Genomic DNA, 15,285 nt, shown 5'->3' with positions numbered 1-15,285 from the left:
TTCACACGACCTCTCTCAGCTGGGAGTCCACAGTCTCGTACACCGCACCGGTCGTCGGGCAGGACCAACGCCCGTCCTCGCCCTCGACGAGGGGGCGACCGGCGTGCCCGACCCAGCCGACCTGGCGCGCCGGGACACCGACGACGATCGCGAAGTCCGGCACGTCCCGGGTCACCACGGCACCCGCGGCGACCGTGGCCCACGCACCGATCCGGAGGGGGGCGACACAGACGGCGCGTGCGCCGATGGACGCACCCCGACCCACGTCGACACCCACGGCGTGCCAGTCCGACGCGCTCTTGATGGAGCCGTCGGGGTTGATCGCTCGGGGGTACTGGTCGTTCGTCAGGACAGCGGCGGGTCCGATGAAGACGCCGTCGGCGAGGCTCGCCGGCTCGTAGACGAGGGCGTAGTTCTGGATCTTGCAGTCCGCGCCGACCTGGACACCGGACCCGATGTACGCGCCGCGTCCCACGACGCACCGCTCGCCGAGCACAGCGCCCTCGCGCACCTGCGCGAGATGCCACACCTGGGTGCCGTCGCCCAGCTCGACATCGGTGTCGACGTCAGCCGACGCCGCGACCTTGATCGCCATGGAGCTCTCCAGTCCGTTCGTCCGACACGCATCCGCGAGCCTAACGGAACTCGGGTGCAAGAATGTCGCCATGCCCCTCCTCCTGCCGCCGGCCTCTGGAGGCACCGCGACGACGCCCACCGAGGAGACGACTCCCACCGAGGACTGGCTCGTGGTCCCGCTCTACAACGAGGCCACCGTGATCGGCGGGGTGATCGCCGACGCGCTGCCGACGTTCCCACGCATCGTGTGCGTCGACGACGGGAGCACGGACGGCTCCGGCGACGTGGCACGGGCTGCGGGGGCTGTCGTCCTCACACATGCCGCGAACCTCGGTCAGGGAGCAGCGCTGCAGACCGGCATCACGTTCGTCTGCGAGCAGCCCGGTGCGCGCTGCCTCGTCACCTTCGACGCGGACGGCCAGCACCAGGTCCACGACGCTCGCGACATGGCCGACATCGTCGCGAGCGGCGAGGCCGCCGTCGTGTTCGGGTCCCGGTTCCTCGACGGGCGCACCCGACCGGGCCTCGTCAAGCGAGTCGTCCTGAAGTTCGCGGTCTGGTTCACCAAGCAGAGCACCGGCATGCGCCTCACGGACGCCCACAACGGCCTGCGCGCCATCCGCATCGACGCCGCGCGGCAGGTCGACCTCACCCAGGACCGGATGGCCCACGCGAGCGAGATCGTCCTCCAGCTCGGTCGCACCGGGCTGCCGTGGAAGGAGCACCCGGTGCACGTCCTCTACACCGACTACTCGCGAGGCAAGGGCCAGTCCGTGTGGAACTCGGTGAACATCCTCGTCGACCTGCTCTTCAAGTGACGCGCCGCACCATGAGGGAGGAAGCACCATGAGCGGGAGCACCCTGCTGATCCAGATCATCCTGCTCGTCGGGGTCGCCGTCGTCTCGACGCTCCTCACCCGGTCCACCGCGGGCGCGCGGCACCAAGCCATCCGCAGGCTCTTCCTCGGCATGTTCATCGTCGCCGCCGTCACGTCGATCGTCTTTCCGCAGTGGCTGTCCCGCGCCGCGAACCTCGTCGGCGTCGGCCGTGGGACCGACCTGCTCCTCTACGCCCTCGTCATCGCTTTCCTCAGCTACATCTCGACGAGCCACCGGCGCATGAACCGCATGTCGCGCCAGATCACCCGCCTCACCCGAGAGCTCACGCTCGCGGAGGCACGGGGGGCACACCTCGGCGCACCGCCACGCCCGCCGCAGGACGACGCGCGACCCGGTGTCTCGCTCGACCGAGAGCTCGACGAAGACGCCCGGACGGACCGCCCGAGCTGATCCGCTCCCCTGACACGCCGCCAGAGGGTGAGAAGGGGGATGAAAACGGGCAGAGACCAGGGCTTGCAGCCCTTCTGATCTCCACAATCCCTCCACGCACTGGTCGCCGGGCGCTCTCCGCTCCTTCGTGCTACGACTCTAGGATTGCCAACCGTGACGACATCCGACTCGCCCTCGAGGGCCGCGCTCCGCGAGCAGAACGCCGAGGCAGCGCGCCGGCGCCCTGCCCATGGACGCTCAGAGCGCTCCCACCGTGTCCTGCGTGTGCTGAGCCTCGTCGTCGTGGGTACGTTCGCCTTCGCGGCGACCGCCGCCGGCGCGATGTACTACACGTTCCAGGACAACATCGAGTCGGTGGACGTCAGCGCCCTCCTCGGTGACGACACGCCCGACGTCGAAGAGCCGACCGGGATCACCGATCCCCAGGCCGGCCTCCCGATCAACATCCTCCTCCTCGGGTCCGACGACCGCTCGGGCGTCAACGCCGACCTCGGGGGCGAGGCGCCCGGCATGCGCTCGGACACGACGATCGTGCTCCACATCTCCGCAGACCGCTCGAGGATGGAGATGGTGTCGATCCCGCGCGACTCGCTCGTCGACATCCCGTCGTGCACCATGACCGACGGCTCGACGACGCGCGCGAGGGACGACGCGATGTTCAACGAAGCGTTCGCCTACGGCTGGGACAACGGCGGGGACATCAACTCCGCCGTTGCATGCACGCTCAAGACCGTCAAATCTACCACCGGCCTCGAGATCAAGGATTTTGCTCTCGTCGACTTCGCCGGCTTCCAAGGCATGATCGACGCGATCGGCGGGGTGCCGATGTGCATCCCCGAGGACATCGAAGCCCCCGAGGCGAGCCTCTACCTCGCCGCCGGGCAGCAGACCCTCAACGGCACGCAGGCGCTCGGCCTGGCGCGCGCCCGCAAGGGCACCGGCGCGAACATGAACGGCTCCGACCTCAACCGCATCGGCCGTCAGCAGGAGCTGCTCGCGGCGACGATGCGCACCGTGCTCGACCAGAACATCCTCATGAACGCCCCGGCGCTCCTGCAGTTCCTCAACGCGGCGACCTCGTCCCTGACAGCCAGCCCGGACCTCGCGTCCATCCAGAACATGAGCGGCCTCGCCTACTCGCTGCGTGGCATCACCGGTGACAAGATCACCTTCATGACGATCCCCGTCGCGACCGCGCCCACCGACAAGAACCGTGTCGTCTGGACGTCCGAGGCCGACACCATCTGGGCGAACATGGCTGCTGACCAGCCGATCATCACGCCGGAAGCACCCGCCGTCCCGGACCCCGCGGCCCCGGCGACGCCCGTCGACCCAGCCGCGCCCGTCACTCCGGTCGAGCCTGCCCCGGTCGAGACGAAGGACCCGGGCAAGGAAGCCTTCACCTCGGCTGACACCACCGCCGTGTGCGGCTGAGCGAGGGACCATGTCACCCAACGACCCCTCTCGATCCGGTCGAGCGATCCCACCACCGAGCTTCACCCCGCAGTCCGGTCGTCCTTCCCGGCCGGCCGGGAACGAGCCCGGCATCGAGGTCGTCGACACCGGGAGCAACCGGCCCGTCCCCGACGACTCCGCGGTCCCGGCGCCCCGTCGGCCCGTGCCGGACGCAGCCGCCGTGGGAGCTCGACCGGCTGGCCGCATCCCGTCGCCGCAGAACCCTGTCCGTCGAGCGGCCGCCGACACACCCGGGCGCGCCGCGCAGCCCCCGACCCCGCCTCGCCATCCCATCCCGCCGGGCTACGGCCGAACGGCGTCGCCGACCCCGGCGCAAGGTGCACCGCGACCGGCATCCTTCGCGCCGGCGGGAAACCCGTCCGCCGGCTACGGACGCTCGGCCTCAGCAGCACCCGTCCCGTCGCGCACCCCTGGTCGGTCAGACAGCCCGCGCCCGGCACCCATCGCCCCGACCGGGACCCGCACGGCACCGCCGCGCGTTCCCGGAGCAACCCGCCCGGGCGGCGCAGGGGCCCCTCCCGGCAGCCGCCCGCCCGGCGCCCCAGCACTCTCCGGGGCCGGGACGAGCCGTGGCGGGTTCAAGCCCCGCTGGCGACGGATCGTCGGGATCGGTCTCGTGCTGCTCCTCGTCCTCGTCATCGCCTGGCCCGTCGGTCTCCTCTTCTGGGCCAACGGCAAGATCACGCACATCGACGCTCTCTCCGGAGCAGCAGCGACCGACGGGACCACCTACCTCCTCGCGGGCTCCGACTCCCGGTCCGACGGCACGGTCGGCGAAGACGGCACGGAAGGAGCACGCACGGACACGATCATGCTGCTCCACGTGCCCGAGTCCGGCCCGACAGCCCTCATCAGCATCCCTCGCGACACGTACGCGGAGATTCCCGGCAACGGTGCGAACAAGCTCAACACCTCCTACTCCTGGGGTGGCGCACCTCTGCTCGTCGAGACCGTCGAGGGCCTGAGCGGCCTCACCGTCGACCACTACGTCGAGGTCGGGTTCGGTGGCGTCGAAGAGATCGTCGACGCCGTCGGCGGCATCGAGCTGTGCCTCGACTACGAGGTCCACGACGAGCTCAGCGGGCTCAACTGGATGCCCGGCTGCGCCGTCGCGGACGGAACCACCGCGCTCGCCTTCTCCCGCATGCGCTACTCCGACCCGAAGGGCGACATCGGCCGCGCCGAACGCCAGCGCCAGGTCATCGCCGCGGTCAGCTCGACCCTCCAGGACACGTCGCTGCTCTTCCAGCCGAGCAAGCAGATCGACCTCATCGGCTCCGGCCTCGGAGCGATCACCGTCGACGAGGACAGCAACATCCTCGACCTCGGCCGGCTCGCCCTCGCGTTCCGCGGCGCGAACGGCCCCGACGGCATCACCGGGACGCCGCCCATCAGCGACCCGGACTACCGCCCTGGGAACGTCGGCTCGACCGTCCGCCTCGACCCCGACCTCGCACCGCAGTTCTGGCAGGACATCGCCGACGGAGCGCTGCCCGCCGGAGCGGTCGGCGGCATGCCCAACTGAGCCTGCCAGGACCAGAGCCCGCCGAAGCCCGTTCGGCGGTGAAGCCCGTCAGACGGTGAAGCCCGTCCGACGCTCGCGCGAGCCGCGCAGCGCAGCGCCCTTCGCACGGGCCTGGTCGGCGAGCGACTCCTGGAACGCGACCATCCTCGCCCGCAGCGCGGCCGACTCCTCGTCCGTCCCGCTGCCGAGGATGCGGGCCGCGAGGAGGCCCGCGTTCCGGGCACCACCGATCGAGACCGTCGCCACCGGCACGCCCGCGGGCATCTGCACGATCGACAGGAGCGAGTCCATCCCGTCGAGGTAGGCGAGCGGCACAGGGACACCGATGACGGGCAACGGGGTGACCGCCGCCAGCATCCCCGGCAGGTGCGCTGCCCCGCCCGCCCCGGCGATGATGGCGCGCAGCCCACGCTCAGCGGCGGACCGTCCGTAGTCGATCATCTCGGTCGGCATGCGGTGCGCCGAGACCACGTCGACCTCGATCTCGACGCCGAGCTCGGTCAGGGCGTCTGCGGCGGCCTGCATCACGGGCCAGTCCGAGTCGGATCCCATGACGATGCCGACGGCTGGTGCGCTCATGTCTGTGTCCTTCGCTGTCGTCGCGCGCCGCACGGCGCGTCTGTCACTCGCCGCGCAGGAGCGCGGCGGCTGCCTGTGCCCGGCGCCGGACCTCGTCGAGGTCGGGTCCGGAGACGTTCACGTGCGCGAGCTTGCGCCCGGGCCGCACGGCCTTGCCGTAGAGGTTGACCCGCGCGTCGGGAAACTCGCCCAGGACGCGCGGCAACGCGGCGGTGAGCTCGTCGAGCGCGCTGCCGAGCACGTTGACCATGACCGTCCACGAGGCGGTCGGCGCCGTGTCGCCGAGCGGCAGGTCGAGCACCGCGCGCAGGTGCTGCTCGAACTGGCTCGTCACCGAACCGTCGATGGTCCAGTGACCAGAGTTGTGCGGGCGCATCGCGAGCTCGTTGACGAGGACCTCCGGCTCGCCACCGTCCGCGTCATGGACCTCGAACATCTCGACGGCCAGGACACCCGTGACATCGAGCCCCTCGGCGATGCGCGTCGCGACCGTGCGTGCTCGCTCGGCCTCCATCGCGGTGAGCCCGGGCGCCGGGGCGATGACCTCGGAGCACACGCCGTCACGCTGCACGGACTCCACGACGGGCCAGGTCCGCACCTCGCCGCTCGGGCTCCGGGCCACGAGGACGGCGAGCTCGCGGGTGAACGGTACCTTCTCCTCGACGAGCAGCGTCGGCCCGCCTGCGGTGACCCCGTCGAACCAGTCGGTGACGTCGTCGGGCGACCGGACCACGCGCACACCCTTGCCGTCGTACCCGCCACGGGAGGTCTTGACGACCGCCGTGCCGTCACGGGTGCCTGCGAGGAACTCGGCCAGCTCGGTGCGCGCGGTCGCGGCGTCGCGCGAGAGCTCCGCCCAGCGGGGGCAGGGCGCACCGAGCTCCGTGAGCCTGCGCCGCATGACGATCTTGTCCTGTGCCTGCAGGAGCGCGCCCGGACCCGGGTGGACAGGCACTCCGCTCCGGACGAGGTCGTGCAGGAGCTCGTCCGACACGTGCTCGTGCTCGAAGGTGAGGACGTCCGCACCGCGGACGAGATCACGGACCGCGCGCTCGTCGAAGGCCGCGCCCACCGGCGCGTCCACCACGAGCTGGGCGGCAGACGAGTCCGCCGACTCGACGAGCACCCGCAGGTGCACGCCCAACGCTCCTGCTGCTGGAGCCATCATCCGGGCGAGCTGTCCGCCACCTACCACTGCAATCACCGGTGCTGCCACAAGGAGCAACCCTAGTCGACCCCCGTCGCAGACGAGGGAGGGCCACCGCCCGTGGACACGGACAGCACTGGTCGGGTGAGAAGCAGAGGGCTACCCTGCACCCATGGCAACCGGAGCCCCGACCTCGAGCGTCGACGACCTCCGCAGCCCTGCCGCGCCACCTGCCGCTCGCGGTCGTCGGCGGGCACGGCTGGTCGAGCTCTTCCGCTTCGGCAGCGTCGGGGGTCTGGCGTTCGTCGTCGACACCGGACTCTTCAACCTCCTGCGCTTCGGCCCGGGAGACCTCCTCGAGGACAAGCCCATCACGGCGAAGGTCCTGTCCGTCGCCGTCGCCACCCTCGTCAGCTGGGTCGGGAACCGGTACTGGACGTTCTCAGACCGCCGCACGGAGACGCGGGTGCGCGAGCTCATGGGCTTCGCGGTGGTGAACATCGGCGGGATGGCCATCGCCGTCGCGTGCCTCGGGATCTCGCACTACGTCCTCGACCTGCGCTCCCCTCTCGCCGACAACATCTCGGCCAACGGCGTGGGGCTCGTCCTCGGGACGGCGTTCCGCTACCTCGCCTACCGGTCATGGGTCTTCACCGCCGACAGGTCCTCCGGTCCGGGCTGATCACCCAAGGCCTGAAGCATCGTCGCGACCATCGGCGATCCTCGAGCAGGCTGCTCCTACCAGGAGCGGCGTCGGCGTCCCTTGCTGGAGATCGCGACACCGCGCGGGAGCACGAGGTCCGGGTCCATCGTCTTGGGAACCCCGGAGAGGTACAGCGAGAAGACCGGCGGGCGACGCTGCGAGAGCTCGAGACGGCCGCCGTCGGCGGCGGCGAGGTCCCGGGCGAGCGCCAGTCCGAGGCCCGTGCCCTTGCCGGACGTCACCTCGCGCTCGAAGATCCGGGGCGCGAGGTCGTCCGGAACACCGGGTCCCTCGTCGCTCACCTGGATGACCATCGCGCCGTTGGGGCCCGACTTCTTCGCCCTGACCGTCGTGGTCCCGGCACCGTGCTTGAGGGAGTTCTCGATGAGGGTGGCCAGGACCTGCGCGAGAGCGCCCGGCGTCGCCAAGACGTGGACGTCGGACGAGACGTCCAGGACGAGCGTGCGGCCGTTCTGCTGGAACGTCGGCCCCCACTCCTCCTCCTGCTGCTGGACGACCTCGACGAGGTGCACGGCCTCTGTGGTTCCGCCCGAGCTCCGTGACCGGTGCAAGAGGTCGTCGACGACCCGGACGAGGCGCTCGACCTGCTCGAGAGAGATCCGCGCCTCCTCCTTGACCTCCTCGTTGTCCCCGGCTGCCATCCCGATCTCCTCGAGACGCATGGACAGCGCCGTGAGAGGCGTCCGCAGCTGGTGGGAGGCGTCGGAGGCGAACTGTCTCTCGGCGGCGAGCCGTCCGGCCATCCGGTCGGACGACCGCGCGAGCTCGGCCGCCACGAGGTCGATCTCCTCGACGCCCGAGGGTTCCACCCGTGGACGCACCTGACCGGACCCGAGCTGCTCGGCCGACGCCGCGAGGTAGACGAGCGGTGCGGCCAGGCGGTTGGCCTGCCACACGGCCATGACGATCCCGGCCCCGAACGCGACCACGGCAGCCGCGATGACGAGGACGACGATCTGGGCGCTGCGCAGGTAGAGGTCCCAGTACGAGACCGAGATGAGGACGATCGCGTTCGACTGGGTGCGGATCGGCCGTTCGACGACCCGGCCCTCGATCTGCTCGCCCGCCGTCGTCTGCTCGCCGTCAGGAGCGATGACGAGGACGTACGCGACGAGCCGTCCGTCGTCGCCACCGACGAAGCGCTCGAGGAGGTCTTCGTCGATGGTCTCGCCACGACTGATCCGTCCCTCGACGAATCGGCCCAGCTCCGAGGTGCGTGTCTGGAGGTCACGCACCTCGTTGTCGTGCACGAGGCTGCCACCGAGGATGCCCAGCGGCAGACCGAGGAGGATCACCGCGACCGCGACCGCCGAGACGGTCGCGAGAAGAACCCTGCGTCGCATCGCTCATCCTTTCCGGCGCGTGAGAGGCGCCCGGGACGGGCAACGACTGCCGCGCGTCAGTTCTCGCCGGACTCGAAACGGAAGCCGAGGCCGCGCACCGTCGTGATGTAGCGGGGAGAGTTCGCGTCGTCACCGAGCTTGCGCCGCAACCACGAGACGTGCATGTCGAGGGTCTTCGTCGAGCCGATCGGCTCCGAGCCCCAGACCTCGCGCATGAGCGTGTCGCGGACGACGACGGTTCCCGCGCCCTGGACGAGCACGCGCAGGAGCTCGAACTCCTTGGTCGTCAGGTGGAGCTCGCGCTCCCCCTGGAACGCCCGGTGGGCGGCGACGTCGACCTTGACGTCCTGCGCCTGGAGCTCCTCGACCTCGGTGGGGTCGCCGTGGGTCCGTCGGAGCAGGGCCCGGACCCGAGCGAGCAGCTCGGCGAGCCGGAACGGCTTCGTGACGTAGTCGTCCGCACCGGCATCGAGGCCGACGACGAGGTCGACCTCGTCGGCACGGGCGGTGAGGACGAGGACCGGGGTGGTGAGACCGAGACCGCGGATGGCGCGCGCCACCTCGAGCCCGTCCATGTCCGGCAGACCGAGGTCGAGCACGATGAGGTCGGCGCCAGATGCGTTGTCGATCGCACCTTGACCCGTTCCTTGCACGACGACGTTGTATCCCTCACGCGAGAGGGCGCGGGCCAAAGGTTCGGCAATAGCCGGGTCGTCCTCTGCCAGAAGTACGTGAGTCATTCGCCCATGCTAGGTCATGGATCGACCTCACCGCCCGCCAGGCCACGAGCGTGTTGGTCACACGTGTCGTCCGGCCCTCCGAGCGTCGCTGAGCCCACCCGCCTGCGGGGCTACGCAGGGACCGGACGTGTCCGCCCACCGGCTGACGCGGAGCGCCTGGCCGGTGCCTACGCTTGCGCCATGAACTGGTACGACTCGCTCGGGAAGTGGTCCGACGACAACCGCACGCTGGTCGACGTCATCGCGACCTCCGTCCTCGTCGTGCTCGGTGTCCCGATGTCGGTCGCGCTGACGAACGACGGCACGGTCTACGGGTACCCCGTCAACGGCACGTGGCCCCTCGTGCTCATGTCCTTCCTCGTCGTCGCACCGCTCGCGGTCCGACGCTCCCACCCCGTGCTGTCGGTGGTCCTCGTCTACGGAGCCGTCCTCCTGCACCAGCTCGCCGGTGTGCCGATCCTCATCCCCGTGGACCTCGCCGTGCTCGTGGCGCTGTTCTCCGTCACGGTCTACGGTCCACGCTGGGCCCATCGGACAGCCATCGCCACAGGTCTGCTCGGATGCGCGGTCCTGGGCGCCTTCATCGGCGTGGTCGAGGGCGACATGGCCGCCGCCGCGTTCTTCTCGCTCGTGTTCGTCGGCTCGATCTTCCTCGCGACGTGGGCGTTCGGGCTCGTGCGTCGAGCGCGCCGGGACACGATCAACGCCTTGCGCGACCGCGCCCTGCGCCTCGAGATCGAGCGTGACCAGCACGCCCTCCTCGCCACCGCGGCCGAGCGTGCACGCATCGCCCGCGAGATGCACGACATCGTCGCGCACTCGCTGTCCGTGATGATCGCGCAGGCCGACGGCGGCCGGTACGCGGCGGCGGCAGACCTCGCCGCCGCCGAGCGCACGCTCGGCACCATCGCCGAGACGGGACGGGCGGCCCTGGCCGACATGCGCCGCCTCCTCGGTGTCCTGCGCGCCGAGCCCGAGGACGGCTCGGGCGACACGACCGGGATGAGCGCCGGCGGCCTCGTCCCTCAGCCCGCCGCCGAGGACATCGAGTCGCTCGTCGCCCAGGTGCGCGCCTCCGGGACGCGCGCCTCGCTCGTGCGGATGGGCACGCCCCGGACGCTCCCGCCCGGTACCGGGCTCACGCTCTACCGCGTGTGCCAGGAGGCACTGACGAACATCCTCAAGCACGCCGGGCCGGACCCCGCCGTCACCATCCTGCTCACCTGGGGCCGGACGAGCGTCCGGCTCGAGATCGACGACGACGGCCGCGGCGCGTCCGCGGCGACGGACACGCCCGGTCACGGTCTCGTGGGCATGCGCGAACGTGCCGCGATGTTCGGCGGTACCTTCGCCGCCGGGCCGCGTCCCGGCGGTGGCTTCCGTGTGATGCTTGAGCTGCCGCTGCCCGAACCGCGTCCGTGACGCGTCGCCCCGACCCTGCCTAGCCACACGACTGCCCCGAGGAGCACACGACCATGCCTGCCGAGCCCGCTGAGCCGTCCACCGCTCGCCCCGCAGCCGTGCTCCCGGCGACCACCGAGCCGGTCGCCCCCCAGATCCGCGTGGCGATCGTCGACGACCAGCAGCTGCTGCGTGCCGGCTTCCGCATGGTCATCGACTCCCAGGCCGACCTCCACGTCGTCGTCGAGGCCGGCGACGGCGCGCAGGCCGTCCGCCTCCTCACGGACCACCCCGTCGACGTCGTCCTCATGGACGTCCGGATGCCGAACCTCGACGGGCTCGCCGCGACAGCCCAGCTGACCGAGATCTGGTCCGCGACGCGGACCGACACCGTGCCCCGCATCATCGTCCTCACCACGTTCGACCTCGACGAGTACGCCCTCTCCGCGATCCGTGCCGGGGCGAGCGGGTTCCTCCTCAAGGACGCGCCGCCCGAGGAGATGCTCGCGGCCATCCGCACCGTGCACTCAGGGGACGCCGTCATCGCACCGTCGACGACGCGCAGGCTCCTCGACCGCCTCGTCACCCCGCTGCCCGACGAGCAGCTCGCCGACTCCGGCCAGGCCGGCGCACTCGACAGCCTGACGGACCGCGAGCGCGAGGTGCTCGTCCTCATGGCTCGTGGGCGGTCGAACCAGGAGGTCGCGAGCGATCTCTTCGTCGCGGAGGCGACCGTGAAGACGCACGTCGGGCGGATCCTGTCGAAGCTCGGGGCGCGCGACCGCGTCCAGGCGGTCGTCACGGCGTACGAGACGGGCCTGGTCCGTCCCGGGGAGTGATCCCGTGCGGGCGTCTCCCCCTGCAGGATGACGTGCTGGGTGCACCGACCACCCCGTGGCGGGACGCACGGACGGTTCCGGCGTCACTAGCGTGGGAAGCGCGCCGGAGACGGCGGCCCTCCTCCTGCGGGTCGCGTCTTCGGCGTCCAGCCCGCACGCACGCACCGTGCACCGTCGCCGCAGCACGCCTGCGCCGAGATCTTGGAGTCTCCCGTGGATACGACCGTCTACCAGTCCCCGACGCCGCCGAGCGGTGTGCCTGCCGTCCGCGCTCGTGCGCTGACGAAGCTCTACGGGAAGGGCGAGGGGACGGTCAAGGCCCTCGACGGGGTCGACGTGGACTTCGCGGCCGGGCACTTCACCGCGATCATGGGACCGTCGGGGTCCGGCAAGTCGACGCTCATGCATCTCCTGGCAGGGCTCGACACGGCGTCGTCCGGTCACGCGTTCATCGGCGACACGGACGTGACCGCGCTGTCGGACAACGAGCTCACCGCGCTGCGCCGGGACCGGGTCGGTTTCGTGTTCCAGTCGTTCAACCTCCTGCCGATGTTCACGGCCGAGCAGAACATCCTCCTGCCGCTCACCCTCGCGGGCGCGAAGGTGGACGCCGACGTCAAGGAGTGGCTCGCGACGCTCGTGAGCACCCTGGGCCTCGGTGACCGGCTCTCGCACCGCCCGGCCGAGCTCTCGGGTGGTCAGCAGCAGCGTGTCGCGATCGCGCGGGCGCTCATCGCCCGTCCCGAGGTGGTCTTCGCGGACGAGCCGACAGGAAACCTCGACTCCCGGTCCGGCGCCGAGGTCCTGAGCTTCCTGCGCCGCTCCGTGCGGGAGCTCGGCCGCACGATCATCATGGTGACGCACGACCCCGCCGCCGCGGCCTATGCCGACCGCGTCGTCCTCATCGCCGACGGCCGGATCGCGGGAGAGATCGACAACCCCACCCCGGAGTCGGTGCTCGCGGGCCTCGACGCGCTGCGGACGTTCGAGTCGACGGCCGGCACGCGCACCTCGCAGGTGACCGCCTGATGTTCACGCTCACCCTCGCGCAGATGCGACGGAGCGTCGGGCGGCTCACGGCCGCCGGGATCGCGATCGTCATCGGTACCGCCTTCGTCGCGGCGACGCTCCTCGCCGGGGACGTCCTCAAGCGGGCGAGCTTCGACTCGATCGCCGCCGCCTACGCCGACTCCGACCTCGTGCTCGTGGCCGGTGGAGAGGGAGGGTTCTACCCGGACAGCCTCTCGTCCGACGACCTCGACGACCTCCGCGCCGTCGAGGGCGTCACGGCCCTCGACGGCCTGGGGCGGACGTACACGACGTTCAAGAAGGGTGGCCAGCAGGCGAGCCTCCCCGTGATCGCGACGGGCAGCAACCCGTCGCTGCAGCCGCTCGTCGCCGCGAGCGGCCGGATGCCGGCCGCGTCGGGCGAGGTCGCCCTGCCGGAAGACACCGCCGAACGCCTCGACGTCAGCGTGGGGGACGAGGTCGGCCAGGCTCGCTCCTCCTACATCGAGGACGAGGACTCACCGGGCGACGGCATGTGGGCGGAGCAGACGGTCACCATGGTCGTCGTGGGCCTCCTCGACGACCCGAACGGGGCGTTCTCGATGGAGGGCGGCGCCGCAGTCATGGCGGAGGAGGACATCCTCGACGAGCTGGGCGGCTTCGACGGCTCCGTACCGACGTTCACCGGCGCCGTCGTCGCCCTCGACGCCGGAGCCGACCGTGAGCAGGTGCGCGCAGCGCTCACCGCCGTCGCGCCGGACGACTACGACGTCCTCACGAAGGACGAGGCGGCCGCCCGCAGCGTCGCGTCGCTCACCTCCGACGCGGACATCTTCACAGGCACGATCCTCGCGTTCGCGGCGATCGCGCTGCTCGTCGCAGCCCTCGTCATCGCGAACACCTTCCAGGTGCTCGTCGCCCAGCGCACCCGAACGCTCGCGCTCCTGCGCTGCGTCGGGGCGACGAAGGCGCAGCTGCGCCGCTCCGTGGTGCTCGAGGCGGCCATCCTCGGCGTCGTGGCGTCGGTGGTCGGTATCGTCCTCGGTTCCGCCCTCGTCCAGGTCGCGGTGACGGTGCTCAACCGCATGGACCTCGACATCCCCGTCCCGACCATGATCACCCCCACGCTCGCGTCCGTGCTCGTTCCGCTCGCCGTGGGAACGATCGTCACGGTCGTCGCGAGCCTCGTCCCGGCCCGCGCCGCGACACGTGTCGCACCGCTCGCCGCGCTGCGCCCCGCAGACGCCCCGACAGCCACGGGGACCGCCGGCAAGGTCCGCGTCGGGATCTCCCTCGTCCTCGTCCTCGGCGGTCTCGCGATCGGCGTCGGAGCGATGCTCGTCACCGACCGGCTCGCGGAGCTCGCGCTCCTCGCCGGTGTGCTCGGCGGGAGCATCTCGTTCGTCGGGATCCTGCTCAGCGCGGTGTACTGGGTACCGACGGTGGTCAGGCTCGCCGGTCGACCGCTCTCCCAGCGCGGTGCGAGCGCACAGCTCGCCGCGGCGAACACGACGCGCAACCCCCGCCGCACGGCCGCGACCAGCACCGCGCTGCTCATCGGCGTCACCCTCGTGGCGATGATGTCCGTCGCCGCAGCGACCGCCCGGTCCTCGCTCGACGGCACTCTCGACGACACGTACCCCGTCGACGTGTCCGTCGGCTCCGACTCCTACACGCCAGAAGGCGAGGCGGCCTTCCCGCTCAGCACCGCGCTCCTCGGAGAGCTCGCCGGCGTCGACGGCGTGGAGCACGTGACCAGCCTCGAGGCAGCACAGGTGTCGATCCGCTGGGACGGCCAGACCCTCGACCTCGAGACGCTCCGCGGCGTCACCCCGGACGATGCGCAGGCCGCCGTCCGCTCGCCGGAGTGGTTCGACGGGCTCGCCGACGGCACGGTCGTCGTCCCGCAGAGCTTCGCCGACGCGTACGCGATGCCGACAGGCACGACGCTCGAGATCACCGGGGCGAGCGGCACTCGCACCCTCGAGACGATGGTCTCCGACCTCCCGGGCTACGCGCTCGTCGTGACACCGACGACGCTCGCCGAGGTCGACGACGCCGCAGAGGTCACGCGGGCCTGGGTGCTGCTCTCCGACGTCGGCGAGGCCTCGACGACGATCGACGGCATCCGCGAGGCGCTGTCCGAGGACGCTGTGGAGATCTCCGGGGCCGCGCTCGAGCGGGCGACGATGCAACAGGTCATCGACACGATCCTCGCGGTCATCGTCGGTCTGCTGGCCATCGCCGTGCTCATCGCCCTCATCGGCGTGGCCAACACGCTGTCGTTGTCGGTGCTCGAGCGCCGACGGGAGTCGGCCACGCTGCGGGCCATCGGCTTGAGCAAGAGCCAGCTGCGCAGCACCCTGGCGATCGAAGGGATGCTCATCGCCGGTGTCGGCGCCGTCGCCGGCGTGGTCCTCGGGCTGGGGTACGGATGGATGGGCTCGGTCGTGGTGCTCGGCTCCTTCGCCGACATCCACCTCACCGTCCCGTGGGTGCAGCTGGCGATCCTCGTGGTCGTCGCCCTCGCCGCCGGCCTGCTCGCGTCGGTCCTGCCGGCCCGCAGCGCGGCACGCACCTCGCCCGTCGAGGCGCTCGCGGTGGAGTGAGACGTCGGCCCGGGCACGCGCTCACGCG

General features: G+C 71.2%; 14 protein-coding genes. 9 read left to right on the top strand and 5 right to left on the bottom strand.

The annotated features are described in order from the left end of the window. Position 1: 1 nt before the first annotated feature. On the bottom strand, positions 2-595 hold the full coding sequence (locus ABKW26_RS02245) for an acyltransferase (protein WP_348590790.1): 594 nt from the start codon (positions 593-595) through the stop codon (positions 2-4). Between the two features lie 70 nt (positions 596-665). On the opposite strand from ABKW26_RS02245, the gene ABKW26_RS02240 reads away from it, so the two are divergent. The 4 genes from ABKW26_RS02240 (at position 666) to ABKW26_RS02225 (ending at position 4,867) form a co-directional block, all read left to right on the top strand. Next, positions 666-1,394, top strand: a complete 729-nt coding sequence (locus tag ABKW26_RS02240) for a glycosyltransferase family 2 protein (protein WP_348590789.1) — start codon at positions 666-668, stop codon at positions 1,392-1,394. A 28-nt stretch (positions 1,395-1,422) separates the two neighbouring features. Then, positions 1,423-1,866, top strand: a complete 444-nt coding sequence (locus tag ABKW26_RS02235) for a DUF2304 domain-containing protein (protein WP_348590787.1) — start codon at positions 1,423-1,425, stop codon at positions 1,864-1,866. 153 nt (positions 1,867-2,019) lie between these two features. Beyond that, a complete protein-coding gene (locus ABKW26_RS02230) occupies positions 2,020-3,300 on the top strand; it encodes an LCP family protein (protein WP_348590786.1) in 1,281 nt (426 codons plus the stop codon). Positions 3,301-3,310: 10 nt separating this feature from the next. Beyond that, entirely contained in the window at positions 3,311-4,867 is a 1,557-nt protein-coding gene (locus tag ABKW26_RS02225; RefSeq protein WP_348590785.1) for an LCP family protein, read from the top strand. Positions 4,868-4,915: 48 nt separating this feature from the next. Here ABKW26_RS02225 and purE read toward each other — a convergent pair whose 3' ends face one another. Both purE and ABKW26_RS02215 read right to left on the bottom strand, forming a co-directional pair. Then, positions 4,916-5,446, bottom strand: coding sequence for a 5-(carboxyamino)imidazole ribonucleotide mutase (gene purE, locus ABKW26_RS02220; RefSeq protein ID WP_348590784.1), 531 nt, complete (start codon positions 5,444-5,446; stop codon positions 4,916-4,918). A 43-nt stretch (positions 5,447-5,489) separates the two neighbouring features. Further along, positions 5,490-6,662 (bottom strand): 5-(carboxyamino)imidazole ribonucleotide synthase, encoded by a 1,173-nt coding sequence (locus ABKW26_RS02215; protein WP_348590783.1) that lies wholly within the window; start codon positions 6,660-6,662, stop codon positions 5,490-5,492. Between the two features lie 103 nt (positions 6,663-6,765). On the opposite strand from ABKW26_RS02215, the gene ABKW26_RS02210 reads away from it, so the two are divergent. After that, the gene (locus ABKW26_RS02210; protein WP_348590782.1) at positions 6,766-7,275 is read left to right on the top strand and encodes a GtrA family protein; all 510 of its coding nucleotides are present in this window, start codon (positions 6,766-6,768) and stop codon (positions 7,273-7,275) included. Between the two features lie 56 nt (positions 7,276-7,331). Here ABKW26_RS02210 and ABKW26_RS02205 read toward each other — a convergent pair whose 3' ends face one another. Both ABKW26_RS02205 and ABKW26_RS02200 read right to left on the bottom strand, forming a co-directional pair. Continuing rightward, positions 7,332-8,660, bottom strand: a complete 1,329-nt coding sequence (locus ABKW26_RS02205) for an ATP-binding protein (RefSeq protein WP_348590781.1) — start codon at positions 8,658-8,660, stop codon at positions 7,332-7,334. Between the two features lie 56 nt (positions 8,661-8,716). Further along, positions 8,717-9,400: a response regulator transcription factor gene (locus ABKW26_RS02200; RefSeq protein ID WP_348590780.1), complete on the bottom strand. Its 684-nt coding sequence runs from the start codon at positions 9,398-9,400 to the stop codon at positions 8,717-8,719. Between the two features lie 180 nt (positions 9,401-9,580). On the opposite strand from ABKW26_RS02200, the gene ABKW26_RS02195 reads away from it, so the two are divergent. From ABKW26_RS02195 to ABKW26_RS02180, 4 genes are all read left to right on the top strand, one after another. Next, on the top strand, positions 9,581-10,822 hold the full coding sequence (locus ABKW26_RS02195; protein WP_348590779.1) for a sensor histidine kinase: 1,242 nt from the start codon (positions 9,581-9,583) through the stop codon (positions 10,820-10,822). Between the two features lie 53 nt (positions 10,823-10,875). Next, positions 10,876-11,640: a response regulator transcription factor gene (locus ABKW26_RS02190; RefSeq protein WP_348590777.1), complete on the top strand. Its 765-nt coding sequence runs from the start codon at positions 10,876-10,878 to the stop codon at positions 11,638-11,640. Positions 11,641-11,853: 213 nt separating this feature from the next. Next, the gene (locus ABKW26_RS02185) at positions 11,854-12,669 is read left to right on the top strand and encodes an ABC transporter ATP-binding protein (RefSeq protein WP_348590776.1); all 816 of its coding nucleotides are present in this window, start codon (positions 11,854-11,856) and stop codon (positions 12,667-12,669) included. Then, the gene (locus tag ABKW26_RS02180; RefSeq protein WP_348590775.1) at positions 12,669-15,257 is read left to right on the top strand and encodes an FtsX-like permease family protein; all 2,589 of its coding nucleotides are present in this window, start codon (positions 12,669-12,671) and stop codon (positions 15,255-15,257) included. Before ABKW26_RS02185 ends, ABKW26_RS02180 begins: the two co-directional genes overlap by 1 nt. Positions 15,258-15,285: the final 28 nt, after the last annotated feature.

Origin of the sequence: Sanguibacter sp. 25GB23B1, from assembly GCF_040012415.1 — a bacterium.
Taxonomy (GTDB): Bacteria; Actinomycetota; Actinomycetes; order Actinomycetales; family Cellulomonadaceae; genus Sanguibacter.
Note: the sequence above shows the minus strand (reverse complement) of the source record. Positions and strands in the feature narration are given on the sequence as shown.

Excerpts from the sequence above, each read along its gene's own strand:
- ABKW26_RS02245 (WP_348590790.1), bottom strand. The coding sequence starts at position 595 with ATGGCGATCAAGGTCGCGGCGTCGGCTGACGTCGACACCGATGTCGAG.
- ABKW26_RS02240 (WP_348590789.1), top strand. The coding sequence starts at position 666 with ATGCCCCTCCTCCTGCCGCCGGCCTCTGGAGGCACCGCGACGACGCCC.
- ABKW26_RS02235 (WP_348590787.1), top strand. The coding sequence starts at position 1,423 with ATGAGCGGGAGCACCCTGCTGATCCAGATCATCCTGCTCGTCGGGGTC.
- ABKW26_RS02225 (WP_348590785.1), top strand. The coding sequence starts at position 3,311 with ATGTCACCCAACGACCCCTCTCGATCCGGTCGAGCGATCCCACCACCG.
- purE (WP_348590784.1), bottom strand. The coding sequence starts at position 5,446 with ATGAGCGCACCAGCCGTCGGCATCGTCATGGGATCCGACTCGGACTGG.
- ABKW26_RS02210 (WP_348590782.1), top strand. The coding sequence starts at position 6,766 with ATGGCAACCGGAGCCCCGACCTCGAGCGTCGACGACCTCCGCAGCCCT.
- ABKW26_RS02205 (WP_348590781.1), bottom strand. The coding sequence starts at position 8,660 with ATGCGACGCAGGGTTCTTCTCGCGACCGTCTCGGCGGTCGCGGTCGCG.
- ABKW26_RS02200 (WP_348590780.1), bottom strand. The coding sequence starts at position 9,400 with ATGACTCACGTACTTCTGGCAGAGGACGACCCGGCTATTGCCGAACCT.
- ABKW26_RS02195 (WP_348590779.1), top strand. The coding sequence starts at position 9,581 with ATGAACTGGTACGACTCGCTCGGGAAGTGGTCCGACGACAACCGCACG.
- ABKW26_RS02190 (WP_348590777.1), top strand. The coding sequence starts at position 10,876 with ATGCCTGCCGAGCCCGCTGAGCCGTCCACCGCTCGCCCCGCAGCCGTG.
- ABKW26_RS02180 (WP_348590775.1), top strand. The coding sequence starts at position 12,669 with ATGTTCACGCTCACCCTCGCGCAGATGCGACGGAGCGTCGGGCGGCTC.